The following is an 18,513-nucleotide window of genomic DNA, read 5'->3' as shown; positions in this document are numbered from 1 at the left end:
GCCTGATTGCCACCGGCGGGGCCGAGCTGTGCCTCTACGAGCCGGAAGAAGCCATGGCCGAGGCCGAGGCCAGCGGCACTGTCGAGGGCGAAGCGATCGAGGCCGGCTGGATGATCTGGCCGCTGATCCCCTACAAGTACAACACAGTCAACGACATTCAGGGCACTGCACCCTCGGCGCCCGACCGCAACCACTGGCTGGGCACCGACGACACCGCGCGCGACGTGACCGCGCGGGTGATCTACGGCTTCCGGCTATCGGTGGCTTTTGCGCTGATCGTTACGCTGCTCACCTCGGTGATCGGGATCACGGCCGGCGCCATTCAAGGTTATTTCGGCGGGCTGATCGACCTGTTTTTCCAGCGTATCATCGAGCTTTGGGGCGCAACGCCATCGCTTTACATCATCATCATTGTGGCGGCGATCTTCCAGATGAATTTCTGGCTGCTCGTGGGGTTGATGACCTTGTTCGGCTGGACCGCGCTGGTGGGGGTGGTGCGGGCCGAGTTCCTGCGTGCGCGCAATTTCGAATATATCCGGGCTGCGCGGGCGCTGGGGGTTTCCAACGCTGTCATCATGTTCCGCCATGTGCTGCCCAACGCCATGGTGGCCACGCTGACCATGCTGCCCTTCATCATCACAGGCACTATCGGCAGCCTTGCGGCGCTCGATTTCCTTGGCTTCGGGCTGCCTTCATCGGCGCCCAGCCTGGGCGAGCTGACGCTCCAGGCCAAGCAGAACCTCCAGGCCCCCTGGCTGGGTTTCACCGCCTTTTTCGCCTTCGCGATCATGCTGTCGCTTCTGGTGTTCATCTTCGAGGGCGTGCGCGACGCCTTCGACCCGAGAAAGACCTTTCGATGAGCACGGTTCTCGAGGTTCAGGACCTGTCGGTCACGTTCCGGCAGGAAGGGGTCGAAACTCGCGCGGTGCGGGGTGTCTCGTTCCGGGTGGATCGGGGCGAAACCGTGGCGCTGGTAGGCGAATCTGGTTCGGGCAAGTCGGTGACAGCACTTTCGACCGTGTCGCTTCTGCCGGATTCCGCGCGGATCGAGGGCTCCATCCGCTATATGGGCCGCGAGATGGTCGGGGCGACATGGAAAACCCTGCGCGAGGTGCGCGGCAACGATATCAGCTTCATCTTTCAGGAGCCGATGACATCGCTCAACCCGCTGCACACGCTGGAAAAGCAGATCGGCGAAAGCCTTGCCCTGCACCAGGGGCTGCAAGGCCAGGCCGCGCGCGTGCGCACCATCGAACTGCTGGAAAAGGTCGGCATTCACGAGGCCGAAAGCCGGCTGGGCGCCTATCCGCACCAGCTTTCGGGCGGGCAGCGCCAGCGGGTGATGATTGCCATGGCGCTGGCCAATGGCCCGGACCTGTTGATCGCCGACGAGCCAACCACCGCGCTTGACGTCACGATCCAGGCGCAGATCCTCGAATTGCTGGCCGATCTCAAGCGGGCGGAAGGGATGAGCCTGCTTTTCATCACCCATGACCTGGGCATCGTGCGCCGCATCGCCGACCGCGTCTGCGTCATGCAGGGCGGCGAGATCGTCGAACAGGGGTCGACCGCCGAGATTTTCGCCAACCCGCAGCACCCCTACACGCGCACGCTGCTGGCGGCCGAGCCGCGCGGAACTCCCGATCCGGTGCCCCAGGGCGCGCGCGAGATCCTGCGCACCGAAGGGCTGCGCGTGTGGTTCCCGATCCACCGCGGATTCCTGCGCCGCACGGTGGGGCATGTGAAGGCCGTCAACGATGCCACCATCTCGCTGCGCGAGGGCGAAACCGTGGGCATCGTTGGCGAATCCGGCTCGGGCAAGACCACGCTGGCGCTGGCGATGATGCGGCTGATCTCGTCGCAGGGGCCGGTGGTGTTCCAGGGCCGCGATATCCAGGGGCTGAAGTCACGCCAACTCAGCCCGATCCGGCGCGACATGCAGATCGTGTTCCAGGACCCGTTCGGCAGCCTCTCGCCGCGCATGACCGCCGAGCAGATCATTTCCGAAGGGCTTTGGGTGCATGGCTTTGCTGACGGGCAGGACCGGCGCGAACTGGTGGCGCAGATGATGCACGAGGTCGGGCTGGACCCGATGATGATGGGCCGCTACCCGCACGAGTTTTCCGGCGGCCAGCGCCAGCGCATCGCCATCGCCCGCGCCATGATCCTGCGCCCGCGCCTGCTGGTGCTCGATGAGCCGACCTCGGCGCTCGACATGACGGTGCAGGTGCAGATCGTCGATCTGTTGCGCAAGCTGCAGCAGAAATATCGCCTGGGCTACCTGTTCATCAGCCATGATCTGCGGGTGGTGCGGGCGCTGTCGCATCATGTGCTGGTGATGAAACAGGGCGATGTGGTCGAGGCCGGCCCCTCGGCGCAGGTCTTCGATACGCCGCGCTCTGACTATACCCGAACGCTCATGGCGGCTGCGTTCGACCTCAAGGCCGTGGGCACGGACTGAGGCGCGCAGCGGCGGCAAGGGGCATGGCAGGCAAGGCGGTAAAGGGGCGGCGCAGACTTGAATATCCTGTTCGTGCATCAGAATTTTCCCGGACAGTTCCTGCATCTCGCGCCGGCGCTCGAGGCGCGCGGGCACCGGGTGGTGGCGCTGACCGATCAGCACAACCCTCGCCCTGCAGCGATCTCCGAGCTTTATCGCTACCGCGCGCCGAAGCTGGATCTCGACCCCGCGCAGGCCCGCCTCGGCAAGACCTACACCCAAATGAGCGAGCGTGGCCTCATGGCCTCCCGCGCTGCGCGTGCCCTGCGCGACCGGCATGGATTCGTGCCCGATGTGGTCTTCGGTCATCCCGGCTGGGGCGAGACGCTGTATCTGCGCGATGTCTGGCCCGGGGCGCGGCATCTGGCCTATGCCGAATTCTATTACGCCGCGCAGGGCCTGGATGCCGGGTTCGACCCCGAGTTTCGCCCTCACGCGCCGGATGCAGCGGCCATGACCACAGCGCGGCAGGCGCATCTGGCTCATGCCATGGCACAGGCCGATGCGGCGATTGCGCCCACCCGCTTTCAGGCCGGCACCTTCCCGGCCTGCTTTCGCGACCGCATCCATGTGATCCACGACGGGGTGGACACCGATGCCATCTGTCCCGATCCAGCCGCGCGGCTGACATTGCCCGATGGCACCGGACTGAAGGCCGGCGACGAGGTTCTGACCTATGTCGCACGCAATCTGGAACCCTACCGCGGCTATCACATCTTCATGCGGGCGCTGCCCGAGGTGATGCGCGCCCGGCCCGGAATGCGGGCGGTAATCGTCGGCGGCGAAGGTGCCAGCTATGGCGCCGACGCGCCCGGCACCACGACCTGGAAGCAGCATTTTCTGGGTGAGGTTTCCGCCCGGCTCGACCTGTCGCGCGTGCATTTTACCGGATTCCTGCCGCGTGCCGACCTGACGGCGCTTTTGCAGATTACCCGGGTGCATGCCTATCTGAGCTATCCTTTCGTGCCGTCCTGGTCGCTGCTCGAGGCGATGAGCGCGGGCGCGCATGTCGTCGCCTCGCGCATCGCGCCGGTTGAGGAACTGGTCGAACACGGCAAGTCCGGGCATATGGTGGATTTCTTCGACCTGCGCGGCTGGAGCCGGACGCTGACCGAAGCGCTCGCCAATCCTGCTGCACATGAGCCGCTGCGCCGGGCGGCGCGGGCGCATGTGCAGGCGCATTATGACCTGCAAGGCATCTGCCTGCCCCGGATGGTGGCGCTTATCGAAGCGCAAGGCGCGGGCGCGGGCCAACCGCACCCCGGTGTCGCCCGGAGCGGCTGACTCCGTTCCCGGGGGCACGGACCGCGCCCTTCTTCTTGGCGAAAGTATCCTCGCCGAAGGCATCGGCGCGCCCTAGCGCGCCGACAGGTTGCACCCATTGCGACGCGTCAGCGTCAAGCGCGCTGGAGCACGCCTTACACGGCCGAGCTGTGCCCCGCCTTGACGGTGCCGAAATAGGCGTCAAAACTGCTGGCGATCATTCGGGTCAGGGGCCGCCCCTCGGGGGGGATGTGCAGCCCCTGCGCATCATGTCTGACCATGCCTTCGAACCGCGTGGCCGCGGCCGAAAACAGCTCTGACAGCTGCGCCTCGCTTGCGCCGAAGCTGTCCTTCATCTCGGCCGCATCAATGCGGAAATCGCACATCAACGCCTCGATCATCCGCTTGCGCATCAGGTCCTCTCCGCTGAAGGCATGACCCCGCGCGGTGGAGAATGCGCCTGACCGCACTGCCTTCTGATAGGCCGACGTGGCCGGGGCGTTCTGCGCATAGCCTTGCGGGAAATACGAAATCGCCGAAGCGCCGAGACCGATCAGCACCGGTGCCGTATCGTCGGTATAGCCTTGGAAGTTGCGCCGCAAGGTGCCGGCCTGTGCCGCACGGGCCAGCCCATCCTCGGGCCGCGCGAAATGGTCGATGCCGATCTCGGTGTAGCCGTCCCAGACGAACAGCCGCCGGGCGGTGTCGAACAGGTGCAGCCGTTCTTCCGGGGTGGGCAGGCTATCTGACGGGATCATCTGCTGACGCCGCGCCATCCAGGGCACATGGGCGTATCCGTAAAGCGCCACCCGATCGGGCGAGAGCGAGAGCAGCTTCTGCACGCTGTCGGCCATGCGCGCCGTGGTCTGGTCGGGCAGGCCATAGAGGATGTCGGCATTGAGACTGTGCACCCCGCGCGCGCGGACGCCTTCAACCGCGGCCTGGGTGATCTCATAGCTCTGGTCGCGACCGATCGTCTTCTGGATCTCAGGGTGGAAATCCTGCACGCCGATCGAGGCGCGGTTCATGCCGATTTCGGCCAGCGCATCGAGCCGCGCGGCATCGATCTCGTTCGGGTCGATCTCAACCGAGAACTCGGCATCGTCCCCCAGCGGGGTGACGGCGAAAATCGTCTCTGCGAGGTCGCGCATCATTTCGGGCGCCATCAGCGTGGGCGTGCCGCCGCCCCAGTGCAATCGCGATAACGTGATGCCTTCGGGCAGATGGGCGCGCAGCAGCGCGATCTCGGCCTTGAGTGTCTCGACATAGGCACGCACCGGTGCATCCGTGCTGGTGCCCTGCGTGCGGCAGGCGCAAAACCAGCACAGCCTGCGGCAGAAAGGCACATGCACATAAAGCGAGATGCGCGAATCCGGCTTGATGGCGCAAATCCAACGGGAAAAATCCCCGGCTGACACGGCATCACTGAAATGCGGTGCGGTCGGATAGCTGGTGTAGCGCGGGACTTTCGCGTCGAAGAGTCCCAAGCGTGCGAGTTGCGGATTGGTCTTCATTCGGCTACCGTGATCCTCATTGCGGGTCGCCGCCTTGACGTAGATCAAAACCATGCCCAAAGTCAGGACCGCCCAGGAAACGCCGCTGTCGCAGGATTGCGACAATTGCCCGATCCGGCACCGGGCAGTCTGCGCGCGCTGCGAGGCAGATGAACTCCGGTTTCTGGAAACGATCAAGTATTATCGCCGGTTCGATGCCGGTCAGACGGTGGTCTGGTCGGGCGACAGGATGGATTTCGTGGCCTCGGTCGTCTCGGGTATCGCGACGTTGAGTCAGACCATGGAAGACGGGCGCAGGCAGATGGTCGGGCTTTTGCTGCCGTCGGATTTCGTCGGAAGGCCCGGGCGGCCTGCTGCGGCCTATGATGTCACCGCCACCAGCGACCTTGTAATGTGCTGTTTCCGCCGTGGCCCGTTCGAGGATATGATGCGCACGACACCCAGCATCAGCCAGCGCCTGCTGGAGATGACGCTGGACGAACTGGACGCCGCGCGCGAGTGGATGCTGCTTCTCGGGCGCAAGACCGCGCGCGAGAAGATCGCAAGCCTTGTGGCGATCATCGCGCGGCGCGATGCGTCGCTCAAGCTACATGGCCGCTCGCAGAGCCTGTCGTTCGACCTGCCGCTGACGCGCGAGGCGATGGCCGATTACCTGGGCCTGACGCTGGAAACGGTCAGCCGTCAGATTTCGGCGCTGAAGAAGGACGGTGTCATCCAACTGACTGGCCAGCGCCATGTGACGATTCCCGATTTCAACCGGTTGGTCGAGGAAACCGGCGACGATACCGACGGGGGCTTTCTGGTCTGACGCCGGCGGCTGAGCCGCGACTGCTGCCTCAATGCGCCATGAAGACCGGGGTTTCGGCGAGTTCCAGCATGTTGCGCGTCGCACCGCCGAGAATGGCCTCGCGGAAGCGCGAATGCCCATAGGCCCCCATCACCAGCATGTCCGATCCATGCTCGCGGACGTGGCGCTGAAGGATCTCGGAAATCTTGGGCATGGTGCGGGCCAGCACCGAAACCTCGGCGCGCACGCCATGACGGGTCAGCATCTGGGTCAGCAGGCCGCCGGGGTCCGAGCGCTCTGGTCCCTGGGCGGGCGGGTCGATGATGACGATATCGACATGTTCGGCCGCCACCAGTAGCGGCAAGGCCCGGCGCACGGCGGAAAGCGCCTCGTCGCTCTGGTTCCAGGCGACGGTGATTCGCTGCCCCAGGGTGTCGCCAATCCCCGCTTCGGGCACGATCAGCACGGGGGCTTGGCCGTCGAACAGGGCGGCCTCGACGATGGCTTCGGCATCGGTGGGGCGGCCTTTCTCGTAGGGCTTGGGCTGGATCACCAGGTCGCTGAACCGGGCGCGCAGGCCGACCAGGCTGCTCAATCCGCCAAGTTGCACCACCGCCGTTTCCACGCCCCAGCGGATATCTTCGCGGCCCAGACGCTTGCGCACTTCGGCTTCCAGTTCCTCGGCTTCTTCGCGGGCACGGTCCAGGGTTTCCTGATAGATCATGGCTGGAGCGCCGGCATAGAAATGGCCCGGCTGCGTGTGATCGACCCCAAGGCAGCAGACATCCAGATGCGCGTCTTCCCGCCTTGCGAGCGCGACAGACGCCTCCAGCGCCGGGGCGACCGAGTCCGGGTCTGAAATGAATGTCGCAAGTGTCTTGTAGGCCATGTCCGGTGTTCCTTTGCGAAGTTCTGGCGGCGCGCGCAGTCGGCTGCGGCAGCGGTCGCCACGACCACGAGCGATCATCGCAGCTTGCCCCATGATGAACAAGCGAAAGCCTGTGTCACTTTGACATGGATCAAGGATGTTCCTTTCCCATGACGTGAGAAGGCAGAATAGGTTACGATGTCCGGACGGGGATACGCTCTGCGTGCCCGCCATTAAGGGGCACCGGAGCCAGAACAGGAACGCGAGGGACGCCGAATGTGGGATTTCGTGAAGCTGGCTGCGCTGGCGGCGATCACGCTGTTTGCAGCGATCGCCACCAATTTCGCGCGCGACGAGGCTTATCTGGTTCATGCAATTATCGTGATGCTGACCGCGGGGGGGCTGTTTCTGTGGCAGCTGCGCCGTGTGGGCGAACCGGCCACGGTGCATGATCCGGGAGTATATATGGATGACGTGGTGCGCGCAGGCGTGATCGCCACGGCATTCTGGGGGGTTGTGGGCTTTCTGGTGGGGGTTGTCATCGCCTTCCAGATGGCCTGGCCCGAGCTCAACTTCACGTGGGCGCAGGGGTATCTCAACTTCGGCCGGCTGCGGCCGTTGCACACCTCGGCGGTGATTTTCGCCTTTGGCGGCAACGCGCTGATCGCGACCTCGTTCTATGTGGTGCAGCGCACCTCGGCGGCGCGGCTCTGGGGCGGCAACCTCGCCTGGTTCGTGTTCTGGGGGTATCAGTTCTTCATTGTGCTGGCGGCCACGGGATACCTTCTCGGCGCGACCCAGTCCAAGGAATACGCCGAACCCGAATGGTATGCCGACTGGTGGCTTGTCGTCGTCTGGCTGGCCTATCTGGCTGTGTTCATGGGCACGCTGATCAAGCGACGCGAGAAACACATCTATGTCGCCAACTGGTTCTACCTGAGCTTCATCATCACGGTGGCGATGCTGCATGTGGTGAACAACGTCTCGATCCCGGTGTCGATCTGGGGCTCCAAATCGGTGATCCTGTGGGCCGGGGTGCAAGACGCCATGGTGCAGTGGTGGTATGGCCACAACGCGGTGGGCTTCTTCCTGACTGCGGGCTTTCTGGGGATGATGTATTACTTCATCCCCAAACAGGCCGAGCGGCCCGTTTACAGCTACAAGCTCAGCATCATCCACTTCTGGGCGCTGATCTTTCTGTATATCTGGGCCGGTCCGCACCACCTGCATTACACCGCGCTGCCCGATTGGGCGCAGACGCTGGGCATGACCTTCTCGGTGATGCTGTGGATGCCAAGCTGGGGCGGTATGATCAACGGGCTGATGACGCTGTCGGGCGCCTGGGACAAGCTGCGCACCGACCCGATCATCCGCATGATGGTCGTGGCGGTGGGTTTCTACGGCATGGCCACCTTCGAGGGGCCGATGATGTCGATCAAGACGGTCAATGCGCTGTCGCATTACACCGACTGGACGATCGGCCATGTGCATTCCGGCGCGCTGGGCTGGAACGGCATGATCACCTTCGGCGCACTCTACTTCCTGGTGCCGCGGCTGTGGCAGCGTGAGCGGCTCTATTCGCTCAGGCTGGTCAGCTGGCACTTCTGGCTGGCGACCATCGGCATCGTGCTCTACGCGGCGGCGATGTGGGTCACCGGCATCATGGAAGGCCTGATGTGGCGCGAAGTGGATTCGCAGGGCTTCCTCGTGAACTCCTTCGCCGACACGGTCTCGGCCAAGTTCCCGATGTATGTGGTCCGTGGCCTGGGCGGGGTTCTGTTCCTGCTGGGGGCAATCATCATGTGCTACAACCTGTGGAAAACCGTGACGTCGGTGGGGGCACGCCAGCCTTCCGCCGCGCCGGTTGCCGCTCAGTAAGGGGGGTGGGATCAAATGGCCATTCTCGACCATCACAAGAAGATCGAAACCCACGCCACCCTGCTGCTCGTTCTCAGCTTTCTGGTGGTGACGATCGGCGGCATCGTGCAGATCGTGCCCTTGTTCTACCTTGAGAACACCATCGAGGAGGTAGAGGGCGTGCGCCCCTACAGCCCGCTTGAACTGGCCGGGCGCGAAATCTACGTGCGCGAGGGCTGCTATGTCTGTCACAGCCAGATGATCCGCCCCATGCGTGACGAGGTGGAGCGTTACGGCCATTACAGCCTGGCGGCCGAGTCAATGTATGACCGGCCGTTCCAGTGGGGCTCCAAGCGCACCGGGCCGGACCTGGCACGTGTGGGGGGGCGCTACTCGGATGAGTGGCATGTGCAGCACATGATCGACCCGAAATCGGTCGTGCCCGAGTCGATCATGCCAAGCTACGCCTTCCTGATGAACCGCGAGATCGACGGGCAATATGTCGGGGATCTGTTGCGCACGCATCAGATGCTGGGCGTGCCCTACACCGACGAGATGCTTGAGAACGCGCGCGCCGACTTCCTGGCGCAGGCCAATCCCGATGCCGATCATTCGGGCCTGCTCGAGCGGTATCCGGGCGCGCAGACACGCAACTTCGACGGTCAGCCCCAGTTGACCGAGATGGATGCGATCATCGCCTATATGCAGATGTTGGGAACGCTGGTGGATTTCTCCACCTTCGTGCCTGACCCCAGCCGATAAGGGAGGGCACCATGGAAACCTACACGATGCTGCGCACCTTTGCCGACAGCTGGCATCTGCTGTTCATGTTTCTCTTTTTCATCGGGGTGGTGCTGTTCGTCTTCCGTCCCGGCAGCCGCGAGGTGCATGAAGAGACCTCTAACATGATTTTCCGCAATGACGACCGGCCTGCGCGCGAGGGTGACGACACCGCCGCGCCTGAGGGGCGCGGGCAAAGCAACGAGGCACGCTGATGGTCGATCCTGAAAACAAGACTCCCGAGAACAAGGTCAGCCCGCCCGAACGGCAGTATCCCGATCCGAAGAAGAAAATCGTGGAGGAACCACCCACGACCGGCCATGTATGGGACGGGATCGAGGAATACGACAACCCGATGCCGCGCTGGTGGCTCTGGACCTTCTACATCACCATCGTCTGGGCCATCATCTACATGATCCTTTATCCGGCGTGGCCGCTTGTGACCAAGGCCACATCGGGGATCCTGGGCTATTCGTCGCGTGCAGAGGTGGCCAACGAGATCGCCGATTTCGAGGCGCGCAACGAGGTCTGGTTCCAGCGCTTGAATGAAACTGAAATTGCCGCGCTGCGCGACGATGACGAACTGGAGCGCTTCGCCGTGCAGGCGGGGGGCGCGGTGTTTGCCGCGCAATGCTCGCAGTGTCATGGCACCGGCGGGGCCGGGGTGCAGGCGGCGGGCTACCCGAACCTGCTCGATGACGACTGGCTCTGGGGCGGCACGCTTGAGGACATCCATCTCACCGTGGCCCACGGCATCCGCAACGAGACCGACCCGCAGGCGCGTTTCTCGCAGATGCCCGCCTTCGGCCGTGACGGGCTGCTCGACGTGGACGAGGTCGACGCGGTTGTCGAATATGTCCTGTCGCTTTCCGGCCAGTCGCATGATGAGGCGCTGGCCGAACCCGGAGGCGAGATATTCCAGATGCAATGCGCGGCTTGCCACGGCGCTGATGGGGCGGGCGACCATGCCCTTGGCGCACCCGCGCTGAACAATCAGGTCTGGCTTTATGGGGGCGACCGCGCCTCGATCCGCGAAAGCATTTGGTATAGCCGCGCAGGCGTCATGCCTGCCTTCGATGGCCGCCTGCGCGAGGCAGAAATCCGTGCCGTTTCCGTCTATGTCCACCAGTTGGGCGGCGGCGAGTAATGGCGGGAAAACCCCGGGGCCATCCGCGGCCCCGGGGGAGGCGCCGACACCCTTCCTGTTCGCGCGTTTCCAAAAGGGTGTCGGTGCCGCCAATTGATATATCTTTTCTGCATGATTTGGCGCCGTCAAGTCATGGTGGAAACCCAAACAGGCCGGCGGCAGGCGCCCGTGGTCCGTGCCGCCGGAAATGGAGCATAGCGTGAGCACATCCGAAGAGCCCCCCCGCCTTTACGAGGCGCGCGAGCCGGTCTTTCCCCGCAAGGTGAAGGGCAGCTTCCGCACACTCAAATGGTGGCTGATGGGGGTGCTGCTGGGCATCTACTACATTACCCCCTGGATTCGCTGGGACCGTGGCCCCAACATGCCCGATCAGGCGGTTCTGGTCGATCTGGCGAACCGGCGCTTTTTCTTCTTCGTGGTCGAGATCTGGCCGCATGAGTTCTATTTCGTCGCCGGGCTGCTGATCATGGCGGGGCTGGGGCTGTTTCTGTTTACCTCGGCATTGGGCCGGGTTTGGTGCGGCTATGCCTGCCCGCAGACCGTCTGGACCGACCTTTTCATCACTGTCGAGCGATGGATCGAGGGCGACCGCAATGCGCGCGTGCGGCTGTGGAAGGCACCGTGGAGTGTTCGCAAGGCCCGCATCTACCTGAGCAAATGGGCCGCCTGGCTGCTGATCGCGCTGGCAACCGGCGGGGCCTGGGTGTTCTATTTCACCGACGCGCCGACGCTGGCACGCGACCTGCTGGCCTTTCAGGCGCATCCGGTGGCTTATATCACCATCGGCATCCTGACTGCGACGACCTTCTTCTTTGGTGGGTTCTTCCGCGAACAGATCTGCATCTATGCCTGTCCCTGGCCGCGCATCCAGGCAGCGATGATGGACGAGGACACCATCACCATCGGGTATCGCGACTGGCGCGGCGAGCCGCGCGGCAAGCACCGCAAGGCCGAAGGTGCCGAGGCCTTGGGCGACTGCATCGATTGCAACGCCTGCGTCAATGTCTGCCCCATGGGCATCGATATCCGCGATGGCCAGCAACTGGCCTGCATCACCTGCGGGCTGTGCATCGACGCCTGCGACGAAGTGATGGACAAGGTCGGCAAGCCGCGCGGGCTGATCGGCTACCTGGCCCTGTCCGACGAGATAAGCGAACGCGCCGGAAAACCGCCGATCTCGGTCTGGAAGCACATCTTCCGACCCCGCACCATGCTTTACACCGTGCTTTGGGCCGGTGTGGGGGTCGGGCTGGTGGTGCTGCTGTTCCTGCGCAGCGATCTCGACATGAGCGTGTCACCCATCCGCAACCCAACCCATGTGGTGCTGTCTGACGGATCGGTGCGCAATGCCTATGAGGTGCGCCTGCGCAACATGCACGGAGAGCCGCGCCCCTTCACATTGTCGCTGAGCGCCGACCAGCCGTTCGAGCTGACGCTGGAAGGGATCGACGGCGCCACGGTGGTGGTGGCTGCTGACGAACTGCTCAACCAGCGGGTCTATGTCACCGCGCCTGCATCCAGCCCCGCCGCCACCGCCGCCAGCACGCCGCTGCGCATCTGGGCCGAAGAGGGGCTGCTGGGCGAGCGGGTTTATTCCGACACGGTTTTCAACGGACGGGGGAACTGACCATCATGAAACCACTTACCGGCAAGAAGGTGCTCGCCATCGCGGTTTCGGCCTTCGGCGTCATTTTCGTAGCGAATTTTTTGCTGGCCTATAACGCCGTGCGCAGCTTTCCGGGGCTTGAAGTGCAAAACAGCTATGTGGCCAGCCAGACCTTCAACGAAGACCTGGCCGCGCAGGAATCCCTTGGCTGGGACCTGACCGCCGCTGTCGAAGCCGGGCACCTGGTGCTGAGCTTCACCGATGCCCAGGGCCGCCCGGTCGAGGTGGCCTCGCTCGATGCGACGCTGGGGCGCGCCACCCATGTGCGCGACGACCGGACGCCCGAATTTACCTATAGCCAGGGCGAATTCCGCGCCCCCGTCGATCTGGCGCCGGGCAACTGGAACATCCGCCTGATCGCAACCGCACCCGATGGCACGGCCTTCCGCCAGCGCGTCGTACTGCATGTGCGCGAGGGCTGAGCGCCAATGACCACGGTTCTGCGCCCGCCCCCTTCGGCTTGCCCGGCCTGCGATGTCGCAGGGCCGGCGGCGGAGATGGCCGGGCGCGCGGCCGTGCAAGACAAGGGCGCGCGGCTCTTGCTGTCCTTGCCGACGATCCATTGCGCCGGTTGCATCGCGGCGGTTGAGCGCGGGCTGGCCCGGCACCCCGGCATCCGCTCGGCGCGGGTGAATCTGACACTCAGGCGCGTCAGCGTCGATGCCGCGCCCGATGTCACTGCCGATGAGGTGATCAAACAGCTCGAAGGGCTGGGTTACGAGGCGCATGAACTTGACCCAGGCATCCTTTCGGTGACCGAAACCGACAGGCAGGGCCGCGATCTGCTGATGCGGATGGGCGTGGCCGGCTTCGCCATGATGAATGTCATGCTGCTGTCGGTTGGGGTCTGGTCGGGGGCCACGGATGCCACGCGCGACCTGTTCCACCTGATATCGGCGCTGATCGCCATTCCCACGGTGGCCTTTGCCGGGCAGCCGTTCTTTCGCTCGGCAGCCAGGGCGCTGCGGGCAGGGCGGCTGAACATGGATGGGCCGATTTCGCTTGCGCTGGTTCTGACAGTGCTCATCTCGCTTTATGAAACGCTTCAGTCGGGCGCGCACGCTTACTTTGAAGCGGCGGTGATGCTGTGCTTTTTCCTGCTGGCAGGGCGGTATCTGGATTATCGCGCCCGCGCGGTGGCGCGCTCGGCGGCACAGGAACTGGCCGCGCTCGAAGTGCCGCGCGCGATCCGGCTGCAAGACGGACAGCAACACACGGTTTCGGTGTCGGATCTGGTGCCGGGCGATCTGGTGCTGGTGCGCCCCGGCGGGCGGGTGCCTGTCGATGGCGTTGTGGTGGCCGGACGCTCCGAGATCGACCGCTCGCTGCTGACGGGCGAGACCCTGCCGGCGGTGATCGCCGAAGGTGCCGAGTTGAGCACGGGCGAGGTCAACCTGACCGGCCCGCTGACAGTGCGGGTGACGGCGGCGGGCAAGGACAGCTCGCTCCATCGCATGGCCGATCTGGTGGCCGCCGCGGAATCGGCGCGCACGCGCTATACCACGCTTGCCGACCGCGCAGCGCGCGCCTATGCGCCGACCATCCCGCTCTTGTCGCTTGGGGCCTTTTTGGCCTGGATGTACCTGTCGGGGGGCGATTTGCGGCTGTCGGTCAATATCGCCGTGGCGACGCTGATCATCACCTGCCCCTGCGCGCTGGGGCTGGCGGTGCCGGCCGTGGTGACGGCGGCCAGCGGCAAGCTGTTTCGCAAGGGGCTCCTGATCAAGGACGGCACCGCGCTTGAGCGCCTGGCCGAGGTCGACACGGTGGTCTTCGACAAGACCGGCACGCTGACCATGGGCACACCAGTGCCCGACAACCTGGACGATCACCCCGAGTCAGCGCTGGGCGTGGCGCTGGGGCTGGCGGAAGCCTCCGGCCATCCGCTGGCGCGTGCACTGGCGAGGGCGCTGAACGCGCGCGGCATCCGCCCGGCGGAGATCGAAGATCTGCGCGAGGCGCCGGGCTACGGGGTGCAGGGGCTCTGGCAGGGGCGGATGGTCAGGCTGGGGCGTGCCGGGTGGGTCGGCGCGACCCATTGCGCGACCACCGGTGCATACCTGTCACTGGGCGAGGAGACGCACAGCTTCACGTTCACCGATGCGCTGCGCCCCGGCGCCGAGGAGGTGGTGACCGCCCTGAAATCGCAAGGTAAGGCGGTCTGGCTGATTTCGGGCGATGTGGCCCCGGCGGTCGAGGCCATGGCGCGGCGGCTGGGAATCGCGCACTGGCACGCCAACGCATTGCCCGAGGACAAGGCCGAGAAGGTCGCCGCGCTGCAGGCGGAGGGCCACCGGGTGCTGATGGTCGGCGACGGGCTGAACGACACGGTGGCGCTGTCGGCGGCGCATGTGTCGATCTCGCCGGCCTCGGCGCTGGATGCGGCGCGGGCGGCGTCGGATATGGTGCTTCTGGGGCGTGACCTCGCGCCCATCAACGATGCGCTGCGGGTGGCGAAGGCCTCGACCCGCCGTATTCGCGAGAACTTCTGGCAGTCAGGCGTCTATAACGCGATTTTCGTGCCGGTGGCGCTGTTGGGCTGGTGCACGCCGCTCTGGGCGGCAGCGGTGATGTCGCTGTCATCGATCTCTGTGTCGCTCAACGCGCTGCGGCTGAAGTGACGAAAGCCAGGGAATAAGGAGGCCGAGATGGAAGTTCTGGCCATATTGATTCCGGTGTCGCTGGGCCTGGGTCTGCTGGGTCTGCTGGCGTTCTGGTGGACCTTGCGCAAGGGCATGTATGACGACCCTGAAGGGGATAGCCGCCGCATCCTGAGGGACGATTACGACGACAAGCCGAAACAGGATTGAGCCTTGGGGGCTGGCGGGAGAGGCCCGCGGGAATTGCGCGCGGCCTGCCCCTGGCCGGTGGCGGATGCCTCCGGCAGGGATATTTGGGCCAAGAAGATGGGGCGAGCGGGCGCGGCCTGTTCAGGGCGGCGCCTTCCACCCCTTCAGGGGCTGAGAGTGAAGCAGAGCCGATCGCGCGCCTGAAGCCGGCGACAGGCAAGATCGGCCTGTTCGCGTGACAATCCCATGAAATTGGCGTCGAAGCCGCCGCTGCCCTGGCTGACCTTGCGCAGCGCACCGTCCAGAACGCCGGTTTCGGTCAGGGCGGTCTGCATGAGTACCCGCTCGGCCTCGAAGCGCGAGCCGTAGCGCCCCACATTGATGCCCCAGAGGCGGGGATCCGAGGTGGAGACCTGCCGCGTCAGCATCTCGACCCGGGTTGCGCCGACTTCGGGTGTCGCATCATTGGCGGTAGGGCGCGCGGCGATGATCAGGTCGGTGTCGGGCCGTGTCGGCGGCACGGAAGAAGTGAGAATGATCTGCGGGGGCGCGTCTGAGGCTGTGACGGTTTCGAGAGCGGGGGCGGTCTCGGTGGGGCTGGCCGCGGCCAAGGCAACCGCGCGTTCGAGCGCCTCGGCGCTGACCGGAGAAAGTCCGGCGGTGGCGAATTCTGCGCCTTCCTCATCCTCGAAAGCGACGGCGCGGGTGGCCAGCTCTTCCGGGCGGGGTTCGGGGAAGGCGCTGATGTCGCTGTCGGATGCGGCCAGCAGGATCACGTCCGCGGCTGCGGGGCTGTCGTCCGGCACGTCCGGGTCTTGCTGTGCGACCTGTTCGGCGAGGGTGTCCCGAGCCTCGGTGCCGATCTCGGCCAACTGTTCCACGAGGTCATCGGGCCTGGGCGCCGGAATGGCGGCGGCGATGACGGCCTCGGCTGTATCCTCAGGGGCGTCGAGCGCATTCTGAGCCTCGGCGAGGGCGGCGCCGATGCCGTCTTGCAGGGCGAGCAGCATCTCTTCGGGCGGTTCGGCGGGTGCAGGGGCGGGGCGTAACGGGGGCACGGGGCTGCGCGACACCACGGTGCTGACACGGATCGTGCGGCCCGCCGGCTGGCTGCCCGAGCCGGTGCCGGTATAGTCGGGTGGCGGTGGGCGGCGCACGGCAACCTGGACAGGCGCGCGGCCGAAGCCCATGTCGAGAAGTTCCATCATCTGCCGGGTGCGGACCGGCACCGAGGTGCTGCCGAAGATCGTGGCGATGACGCGCTTGCCGCCCCGTTCGGCTGACCCCACCAGATTGTAGCCTGCCGCGCGGGTATAGCCGGTCTTGATCCCGTCGGCGCCGCGGTAATTGTCCAGCAGCCGCCAGTTGGTGTTGCGCACAACGGCGATTCCAGCCGAATCGGAGCGGCGGGAGAACAGGTTGTAATACTCCGGGTGATCGAAGAAGAGCTGCCGCGCCAGTGTCGTCATGTCGCGCGCGGTGGACAAGTGTTCGGGGTGGGTCAGCCCGTGCGCGTTGCGGAAGGTGGTGTCGTTCATGCCCATCGCGCGGGCGGTGCGGGTCATGCGGGCGGCGAAGGCGGCTTCGCTGCCCTCGATCGCCTCGCCGATAGCCGTTGCGGCATCATTGGCCGACCGAAGTGCGGCGGCGCGGATCAGGTAGCGTAGCGAAATGGTCTGCCCGGCGCGCAGGCCGAGCTTCGAAGGGACTTCGGCCGCAGCATTGGCCGAAACACGCACGGGAGTGTCGAGGCTGATTTCGCCGTTCTTCACCGCCTCGAAGGTTATGTATAGGGTCATCATCTTGGTCAGCGAGGCGGGGTGCAACCGAGTGTCGTGGTTGCGCGCGTGCAGGATCTCGCCCGAGCGGGCATCGATGACCATTGCTGCATAGGGTGCGGCCGTAGCCGCAACCGGCAGAATCGCCAGAAACAGAATGCCTGCCATGCACGCCATAACGCGACGGCGCAGAAAATCAGCCAGCGATGTCACGGGCACTGCCCTCTTACTGCCTCATGCGCTCCTGATCTTTTGCCGGAGTCACAACATTGTCAAACAAGGATAGCACAGCGCCCCCGGTGGGAAAACTTTTTTCTGTCAAGTACTTTGCCGCCACAGTTGATCCGGGATTATTCGCCGCGGAATGCAATATCTTGTGGTCGTTCGCGGCTCATGCACCATCAATCCACGCCACGAGATCGGGCAACTGGCCGAGTTCGCCCAATTCACGGAACCTGGCATGATCCAGGGGCGGTTCGGCGTGCTCGATTGCCCAGGGTTCGCCATGTGGCACATGCACGCCCCAGCCTCCGGCGAGAATGGGCGGGATCACATCGGAACGCATCGAATTGCCGACCATCAGCGCCTGTTCAGCGCCGCTTCCATGTCTGGAAAAGACGCTGGCATAAACCTGCGGTGTCTTTTCGCTGACAATCTCGACCCCGTCGAACAGATCGCCCAGGCCTGATTGCGCCAACTTGCGCTCTTGGTGGAGAAGATCGCCCTTGGTAATCAGCACGAGGCGATACTGCCCGGCAAGCGCCGCGACAGTTTCGCGCGCGCCGGGCAGCAACTCGATCGGGTGATCGAGCATCTCGCGTCCGGCGTCCATCAGCTCGGCGATGACCTGGGCGGGCACCTGACGGTCCGTGACCTCGATCGCGGTTTCGATCATCGACAGCACGAAGCCCTTCACCCCGAATCCGTAGCGTCCCAGGTTGCGCCGCTCGGCCGCAAGCAGGCGCTCGGAAAGGGCACTGGCCTCGGCGTGATCGGCCAGCAACTCGAAGAAACGTGCCTGGGTGAGGCGGAAAAACCGCTCATTGTGCCAGAGCGTATCATCGGCGTCGAAACCGATGATGGTGATTGCCTCGCTCATCCCGTATTGCCACCATGATCGCGCATTGTTCTCGGCCCTCTTTTCTCGCCCTCGTGAAACGCTATAATTGCAACGATGAATATGGTTATCCCAGTCAAAGGCACGACGCCATCCATGCAGCGCGCGATCGCGATGTCCGGCAAGGATTCGGATGACGGCGGGGGGCGCGACGGTGACGCCGCCGTTGTCACCAAGACACGCACGCGCACCCAGCGGCCGCCGCTCTACAAGGTGCTGCTTTTGAATGACGATTACACCCCGATGGAATTCGTGGTGCATGTGCTTGAGCGTTTCTTCGGGATGAGCCATGCGCAGGCCTTCGAGCTGATGTTGGTGGTGCACAAGCGCGGTGTAGCGGTCGTGGGGGTGTTCAGTTTCGAGATTGCCGAAACCAAGGTCGCCCAGGTGATGGATTTCGCCCGCCGCCACCAGCACCCGCTGCAATGCACCATGGAAAAGGAATAG

The 18,513-nt window shown here is 64.7% G+C and carries 17 protein-coding genes; 13 read left to right on the top strand and 4 right to left on the bottom strand.

The annotated features are described in order from the left end of the window. The 3 genes from DQ229_RS06345 to DQ229_RS06335 all read left to right on the top strand — a co-directional run. Window positions 1-860 (top strand): ABC transporter permease (locus DQ229_RS06345; RefSeq protein WP_155326455.1); only part of this gene is annotated, 860 nt, incomplete at its 5' end. Beyond that, complete coding sequence (locus DQ229_RS06340; RefSeq protein ID WP_114965420.1) at window positions 857-2,461, top strand: ABC transporter ATP-binding protein; 1,605 nt, start codon at window positions 857-859, stop codon at window positions 2,459-2,461. The genes DQ229_RS06345 and DQ229_RS06340, both read left to right, overlap by 4 nt. A 57-nt stretch (window positions 2,462-2,518) precedes the next feature. Then, on the top strand, window positions 2,519-3,784 hold the full coding sequence (locus DQ229_RS06335) for a glycosyltransferase (protein WP_114965419.1): 1,266 nt from the start codon (window positions 2,519-2,521) through the stop codon (window positions 3,782-3,784). A gap of 134 nt (window positions 3,785-3,918) precedes the next feature. On the opposite strand, the gene hemN is transcribed toward DQ229_RS06335, so the two are convergent. Then, window positions 3,919-5,277 carry an oxygen-independent coproporphyrinogen III oxidase gene (gene hemN, locus DQ229_RS06330; RefSeq protein ID WP_114965428.1) on the bottom strand — a complete coding sequence of 453 codons (1,359 nt, stop codon included), beginning with the start codon at window positions 5,275-5,277 and terminating at the stop codon, window positions 3,919-3,921. 52 nt (window positions 5,278-5,329) lie between these two features. Here hemN and fnrL point away from each other — a divergent pair, with 52 nt between their 5' ends. Further along, window positions 5,330-6,085, top strand: coding sequence for a transcriptional regulator FnrL (fnrL, locus tag DQ229_RS06325; protein WP_114965418.1), 756 nt, complete (start codon window positions 5,330-5,332; stop codon window positions 6,083-6,085). 28 nt (window positions 6,086-6,113) lie between these two features. Here the strand turns inward: fnrL and DQ229_RS06320 are convergent, their stop codons facing one another. Then, window positions 6,114-6,953 (bottom strand): universal stress protein, encoded by an 840-nt coding sequence (locus tag DQ229_RS06320; RefSeq protein WP_114965417.1) that lies wholly within the window; start codon window positions 6,951-6,953, stop codon window positions 6,114-6,116. 255 nt (window positions 6,954-7,208) lie between these two features. Here DQ229_RS06320 and ccoN point away from each other — a divergent pair, with 255 nt between their 5' ends. The 8 genes from ccoN to ccoS all read left to right on the top strand — a co-directional run bounded on the left by ccoN (window position 7,209) and on the right by ccoS (window position 15,192). Then, complete coding sequence (gene ccoN / locus DQ229_RS06315; protein WP_114965416.1) at window positions 7,209-8,810, top strand: cytochrome-c oxidase, cbb3-type subunit I; 1,602 nt, start codon at window positions 7,209-7,211, stop codon at window positions 8,808-8,810. 15 nt (window positions 8,811-8,825) lie between these two features. Next, complete coding sequence (gene ccoO, locus DQ229_RS06310; RefSeq protein WP_114965415.1) at window positions 8,826-9,551, top strand: cytochrome-c oxidase, cbb3-type subunit II; 726 nt, start codon at window positions 8,826-8,828, stop codon at window positions 9,549-9,551. An 11-nt stretch (window positions 9,552-9,562) separates the two neighbouring features. Further along, entirely contained in the window at window positions 9,563-9,784 is a 222-nt protein-coding gene (locus DQ229_RS06305) for a cbb3-type cytochrome c oxidase subunit 3 (protein ID WP_114965414.1), read from the top strand. Beyond that, window positions 9,784-10,716 carry a cytochrome-c oxidase, cbb3-type subunit III gene (ccoP, locus tag DQ229_RS06300; protein WP_114965413.1) on the top strand — a complete coding sequence of 311 codons (933 nt, stop codon included), beginning with the start codon at window positions 9,784-9,786 and terminating at the stop codon, window positions 10,714-10,716. Before DQ229_RS06305 ends, ccoP begins: the two co-directional genes overlap by 1 nt. 187 nt (window positions 10,717-10,903) lie before the next feature. Beyond that, entirely contained in the window at window positions 10,904-12,343 is a 1,440-nt protein-coding gene (gene ccoG, locus DQ229_RS06295) for a cytochrome c oxidase accessory protein CcoG (protein WP_114965412.1), read from the top strand. A 5-nt stretch (window positions 12,344-12,348) separates the two neighbouring features. Beyond that, window positions 12,349-12,804 carry a FixH family protein gene (locus DQ229_RS06290; protein ID WP_114965411.1) on the top strand — a complete coding sequence of 152 codons (456 nt, stop codon included), beginning with the start codon at window positions 12,349-12,351 and terminating at the stop codon, window positions 12,802-12,804. Between the two features lie 6 nt (window positions 12,805-12,810). Next, entirely contained in the window at window positions 12,811-15,003 is a 2,193-nt protein-coding gene (locus DQ229_RS06285; RefSeq protein ID WP_114965410.1) for a heavy metal translocating P-type ATPase, read from the top strand. A 27-nt stretch (window positions 15,004-15,030) separates the two neighbouring features. Then, entirely contained in the window at window positions 15,031-15,192 is a 162-nt protein-coding gene (gene ccoS, locus DQ229_RS06280) for a cbb3-type cytochrome oxidase assembly protein CcoS (RefSeq protein WP_114965409.1), read from the top strand. 143 nt (window positions 15,193-15,335) lie between these two features. On the opposite strand, the gene DQ229_RS16770 is transcribed toward ccoS, so the two are convergent. Together DQ229_RS16770 and DQ229_RS06265 are read right to left on the bottom strand one after the other, a co-directional pair. Continuing rightward, the gene (locus DQ229_RS16770; protein ID WP_238380978.1) at window positions 15,336-17,117 is read right to left on the bottom strand and encodes a D-alanyl-D-alanine carboxypeptidase family protein; all 1,782 of its coding nucleotides are present in this window, start codon (window positions 17,115-17,117) and stop codon (window positions 15,336-15,338) included. A 223-nt stretch (window positions 17,118-17,340) separates the two neighbouring features. Continuing rightward, complete coding sequence (locus tag DQ229_RS06265) at window positions 17,341-18,048, bottom strand: HAD family hydrolase (RefSeq protein ID WP_114965407.1); 708 nt, start codon at window positions 18,046-18,048, stop codon at window positions 17,341-17,343. A gap of 132 nt (window positions 18,049-18,180) precedes the next feature. Between DQ229_RS06265 and clpS the strand changes: the two genes are divergently transcribed. Continuing rightward, window positions 18,181-18,513 (top strand): ATP-dependent Clp protease adapter ClpS, encoded by a 333-nt coding sequence (gene clpS / locus DQ229_RS06260; protein WP_114965427.1) that lies wholly within the window; start codon window positions 18,181-18,183, stop codon window positions 18,511-18,513.

This window comes from Alkalilacustris brevis (assembly GCF_003350345.1).
GTDB classification, from domain to species: domain Bacteria; phylum Pseudomonadota; class Alphaproteobacteria; order Rhodobacterales; family Rhodobacteraceae; genus Alkalilacustris; species Alkalilacustris brevis.
This window is presented reverse-complemented; position numbering and strand designations above follow the sequence as displayed.